Origin of the sequence: Bifidobacterium minimum (genome assembly GCF_000741645.1) — a bacterium.
In the GTDB taxonomy this organism is placed as follows: Bacteria; Actinomycetota; Actinomycetes; order Actinomycetales; family Bifidobacteriaceae; genus Bifidobacterium; species Bifidobacterium minimum.
The window spans coordinates 1-5,076 of the sequence record NZ_JGZD01000015.1; the positions used below are offsets into that span (position 1 = coordinate 1).

The following is a 5,076-nucleotide window of genomic DNA, read 5'->3' on the forward strand; positions in this document are numbered from 1 at the left end:
GTGTTCGGCGACCCCAACATGGCCGCCGCCATCATCGACCGCACCATCCACCACGGACGCATGATCAGATTCGAGGGCGACTCCTGGCGCAAAACCCACGCCCTCATGCAATAGAAAACACACAACCGGACAGATAGGACCAGCCAACGCCAACATGGCCTAAAACCAACCGCTCAAACGGACGCCAACACACGCCACAACGGCCAACAACAACTTGACAAAACACACACCGGCACCGCACGCACGCCGTGCTCGGGGCATGATACGCGCGGCACGCCCGCGTGGATGAACGCCTCGTACCGGAAGAAGTTCAAGCGCCGCCACACCCGGTTCCTGACATCATGCATCGGGCACGCCTCCCGCCCGCACCCCGCATGCGGGCAAGAAAAACGCGAGCCGGGCTCGAATCCGATCGTGATGCGCGATTCGCGTCTGCCGCCCTCCCCGTCACGCAACTCCACACCCGAAACCCTCCAAGGATCAGGCAACTGCAAGGCGGCGGTGAACAACAACGTGGTATCCATACCCCCAAACTACCCGCCAGCCACCTCCACCCGACCAGCCACCCACACCAAACAGCGAAAAGCCTGTATTTCAGCCTTCCTTTCGTGGCGCTGTGCCTTATTTTCCTCGCCATCCAGATCGTGCGCGCACAGGTGAGCTTTGATCAGAAGGGCTATCTCCTTGGAATCTCACTGATCGCTGCCAGTCTCATCGTGATCTATGGGCTCACACCCCTCGCCACGCACCTGCTTGCGAACGCATTCACCGGAGCAGGCGGGGCATTCCGGGCAGTGGCCACTCTCGTTGTCATCGCGGGCCTCGTATGGATTTCTCCCGCAGGCCACGGCTGGGAAAAGATACGTCACCATCAGTAATCCGACGCTCGCCCACAGGCGGTTCCCAAATATTTCTCGGTAATTTTCCGATTCTTGACTGCGGTCAACTTCTCCTGCTCTCTGCCCTCCTAGGTTTAAAGGCAGAACAAAGGAGAAAAGATGTTAACCCTACAGAAGTTTTTCGCAAACAATAAACGCACCATAGTCATCGGCATGACGGTTTTCGTCGCCGCCGCACTCCTGCTTCAATACGCGTTCGGCCTCGGATTCATCTCCAACTGGCTGTATGGAGCGGTTGGCGTGATAGGACTTGTACCGCTGATTATCAAGGCCATCAACTCGTTGAAGTTCAAAGTCGTCTCCATTGAGCTGTTGGTGAGTGTGGCGGTCATCGGCGCACTCATCATCGGCGAGTTCAGCGAGGCGGGAATCGTCACATGGCTCTTCCTGCTGGGTGAAGTCATTGAAGATGCGACTCTCGCCAAGACGCGCTCGGCCATCAAGGAGCTTACGGAACTCGCGCCGCAGACGGCCTGGCGCGTGGAGTCCCCCACCGATCGCAACGCCGAAGAGGTGGATGTGGACGAAATCGACGAGGACGACTACCTCCTGGTGAAAACGGGAAGTCAAGTACCGGTAGATGGCCGCATTGTTTTCGGCGATGGTCATCTTGACGAGGCAAGCGTCACCGGCGAGCCGCTCCCCCGCCATAAAAGCGCGGAGGGTAGCGACGAGGTATTCGCCGGCACCAATCTCACCGACGGAACCATTGTGGTGCAGGCCACCAAGGTGGGCGAGGACACCGTCTTCGGAAAGATTCTCGAACTCGTAGAAGAGGCCGAGGATTCCAAGACCGGCGCCCAGCGTTTTATCGATCGCTTCTCCAAGTACTACACGCCCGTCGTATTGCTCATCGCGCTCATCGTTGGCATCGTCACCCAAGACGTCCGCCTCGCCATTACCATCCTCGTGCTGGGTTGCCCTGGTGCGTTGGTGATCGGAGTTCCGGTTTCCAACGTCGCAGGTATCGGTCTCGGCGCACGGCACGGCGTGCTGGCAAAGGGCGCGCAAATGCTGCAGTCGCTCAGTGAGGTGGATACCGTCGTCTTCGATAAGACCGGCACCCTCACCACCGGTCACCCCGCGGTGGTGCACGCACAGACGCTTTCGGAGGACGTCCTCGCCTGGCATCTCGCCGCCAGCGCCGAACGCGAATCCTCTCACCCATTGGCCGCCGCCATCGTCGAATATGCACGCACCACACACTCCATCGACATCGCGAACCTCCCGGCAGTCTCGGAAACCCATGTCATCGCCGGCAAGGGAATCGTCGCAAGCGTCGAAGGGCACCACGTCGCCATCGGAAACGAAGCGCTACTGGCCGCCGAGAACATCGCCCACACCACCGGCGACAACGACACTAACGAGTGGAAGCACCAAGGGCTTTCGCTGGTGTACGTGGCAGTGGATGGCCAACTGCGCATCATCGCAGGAATCGGTGACGCACTGCGCCCAACTACCATTACCGCACTCTCCCAACTGAGAGAACGTGGCATCAAGCATCTCGTCATGCTTTCGGGAGATGGACAAGCAACCGTCGACGCCATCGCCGGAGAGCTTGGCTTGGACGAAGCGCACGGAGGCCTCCTCCCACAAGACAAGGCGGACTTCATCAAGCAACTGCAAACCCAAGGACGTAAGGTGGCCTTCGTCGGTGACGGAATCAACGACAGCCCGGCTCTGGTGGCCGCGGATCTCGGCATCGCCATGGGCAATGGCACCGCGACGGCCGTCGAAATCTCGGATGTGGTGCTTCTCAACTCCGACATCTCCAAGCTGCCCACCGCCTACTCCATCGCACGCTCGACGGTTGCGAACACACGCGAGAACATCGGCATCGCCCTGGCGACCGTGCTCTTCCTCTTCATCGGTCTCTTCGCCGGATTCATCTATATGGCATCGGGCATGTTGGTCCACGAGGCGAGCATTCTCATCGTGGTTGTCAACGCGCTTCGTCTGCTTCGCAAAAAACTTGACGGAGGTCAAGTGCGAAAGAACTAGCCGCACTTAAAGTAAAAATCACAAGGAAACAAGTACGGAAACGTACGGAAACGAGGACATCATGCAGAAAGCAATTCTGAAGGTCAACGGGATGACATGCCCGTCCTGCCTCACCACCATCCAAACGGCATTAACAAAGCAAAACGGCGTCGGAGAGGTCAACGTGCTCTTCAACGCAGGCAAGGTCAAGGCAGCCTTCGACGAGAACGCGACCGACGCACAGACTCTCGCCAACGTCGTCAGCGAGCTGGGTTATTCAGTAGAAAAAGTAACAGTAAAGGAGCAGAAATAATGACAAACACCACGAGCGCACAGCCCCTCACCCCACAGGAACGCTACGAGCAGGAAGCCGCGCAATCCGACAAGGACCACCACACCCCCACCGCTGGCGCGATGACCGGCCACATCATCTCAAATCTCTTCCTCGACATCCTCAAGATTCGTCAAGCGAAGTTGTTCGCGAAGGGCACCACACGCCTCTTCCTTGAGCAGCACGCCGCACAGTGGATCGCCGTTGAGACGGAAACGATTGAACGCCTCGACTCGGTGCTGGTCAGCGACAACGAGATGGTGCCGACCACGACTGAACAGCTCAATGAATACGGCAAGCTCACCGAGGACCCGGTACGCAAATACGCAGCGGGCGAGGATCAGCTGACCGACCTCATTCACGACTTCGACTGGCAGCTCATCTTCGTCGGCAAGGCCATTGCCCTGGCGGATAACGAGGGTAAGACCGCGCTTAGCTCGGTTCTAAGCGACTTCCGCTTCTGGGCCAAGCAGCAGATTCTCGAGGCGCAGCTCTTCCTCGGCAACGATCCGACCGACGGTCTGTATAAGGAAGTCGATGATGATGACGACGACGATGACGACGAGTGAGCCGTCAGCAAACAGGTAAATGAATGAGCCGAGGGTGAACTGGCCGGCGCAGCAGAGTGGTGAAAGGATGGGGATCGTGGAAAACATGGATAAGACGGTTAAAGATCCGAGTCATGCACATCACGTAAGCCCCACACACGACCACCGCTGCGCCGGACTTGTGCCGCTCTTCTCCGAACTGCCGCAAAACGACCAGGACTTCATCGACAGCCAACTGCACCACCGCATCTTCGAAAAGGGCGATCAGGTGTTCATGCCCGGCGACGAGCTGAAGCTTCTCATCGTTGCCAGAGGCTCCATGAAGGTCTACCGCATGAGCCGCAGCGGGCGCGAACAACTGCTCCGCGTGCAGGAGCCCGGCGGGTACGAAGGCGAGGCGTGGCTGCTCGGTCAACCCAACGACTCTCTCTACGGACAGGCCCTTGAAACCACTGAAGTGTGCCTTCTCTCCCACTCCGCCTTCCACAAAGTACTTCTTGAGCAGCCCCTCCTCAGTGTTCGGTTGCTGGAGCTCAACGCCGCGAAGCTCGTCTCGTTGGAGCAGCTCAACGGGTTCCTCGGCATGGACCGTGTGGAGGAGCGCCTGGCCGCCTATCTCCTCGATATCGCCAAGGCGTCAGGCTCGTTGCGTTTCAGCCTTCCGATCCGCATGAAAGAGCTGGCGCACCTTCTCGGCACCACTCCCGAGACACTGTCGCGCAAGCTGAAGGTGCTGGAGGACGATGGGCTCATTGCACGGCGGCGGCGCGAGATTCAGATTCTCAACCAGGATGAGCTGGAAGATATCTGACGCCCTCTACCTGCACATCTGACGAAAAGTTCAGATGTGCAGGTACACGAAGGAAACGTTTAACCCGTTGTGACACAAGACCTAAGCCGACATTTCTGACTACCTGCACATCTGAAAAAAGTGTCAGATGTGCAGGTAGAGTCTGAGTTCACTCATCCCCGACGAGCCGGGGCGCCGAGATCTGAGTGAAGATTGTGGCGAGAAGCTCATTCATCTTGCGTTCTTTTTTCATATCTTCTGCCTTCACCCCGGATAAGGGGCTGCGGACGTTTTCTTGGAGATGGTTTAGGCCGCTAGCCCTTGTTGCATTCTATAGTGTACGGGACTTTTCCATCCCAGGGATTGTTTGATACGCTCATGGTTGTACCAGTGCATGTACGTGTCGACGTGTTCCATGACTTGACGGCAGGTCAATTGTTCCCAGTGCTCGGGGTAGACGGCTTCGGTCTTCATGCGGCCGAAGAATCCCGTCGGCCGCTGAGTTGTCCGGGGAGCAGCCCTTCCTGC

6 protein-coding genes and 1 pseudogene are annotated in these 5,076 nt (G+C 58.1%); 5 read left to right on the top strand and 2 right to left on the bottom strand.

The features are described 5' to 3' along the window. The coding region (locus BMIN_RS08430) for an ATP-binding protein (RefSeq protein ID WP_238565651.1) at positions 1-114 on the top strand (114 nt) is incomplete at its 5' end. A 116-nt stretch (positions 115-230) separates the two neighbouring features. Here the strand turns inward: BMIN_RS08430 and BMIN_RS09010 are convergent. After that, positions 231-524: pseudogene (locus BMIN_RS09010) on the bottom strand (transposase family protein); the annotation flags it as partial. A 474-nt stretch (positions 525-998) separates the two neighbouring features. On the opposite strand from BMIN_RS09010, the gene BMIN_RS07800 reads away from it, so the two are divergent. The 4 genes from BMIN_RS07800 (at position 999) to BMIN_RS07815 (ending at position 4,569) form a co-directional block, all read left to right on the top strand. Further along, complete coding sequence (locus BMIN_RS07800; protein WP_051126511.1) at positions 999-2,900, top strand: heavy metal translocating P-type ATPase; 1,902 nt, start codon at positions 999-1,001, stop codon at positions 2,898-2,900. Between the two features lie 61 nt (positions 2,901-2,961). Continuing rightward, entirely contained in the window at positions 2,962-3,192 is a 231-nt protein-coding gene (locus BMIN_RS07805) for a heavy-metal-associated domain-containing protein (RefSeq protein WP_022861931.1), read from the top strand. After that, on the top strand, positions 3,192-3,779 hold the full coding sequence (locus tag BMIN_RS07810; RefSeq protein WP_022861930.1) for a ferritin family protein: 588 nt from the start codon (positions 3,192-3,194) through the stop codon (positions 3,777-3,779). Before BMIN_RS07805 ends, BMIN_RS07810 begins: the two co-directional genes overlap by 1 nt. Positions 3,780-3,864: 85 nt before the next feature. Then, entirely contained in the window at positions 3,865-4,569 is a 705-nt protein-coding gene (locus BMIN_RS07815) for a Crp/Fnr family transcriptional regulator (protein ID WP_051126513.1), read from the top strand. A 285-nt stretch (positions 4,570-4,854) separates the two neighbouring features. On the opposite strand, the gene BMIN_RS08435 is transcribed toward BMIN_RS07815, so the two are convergent. Next, positions 4,855-5,076, bottom strand: a 222-nt coding sequence (locus BMIN_RS08435; protein WP_238565650.1) for an IS3 family transposase, incomplete at its 5' end; no start/stop codon positions are given.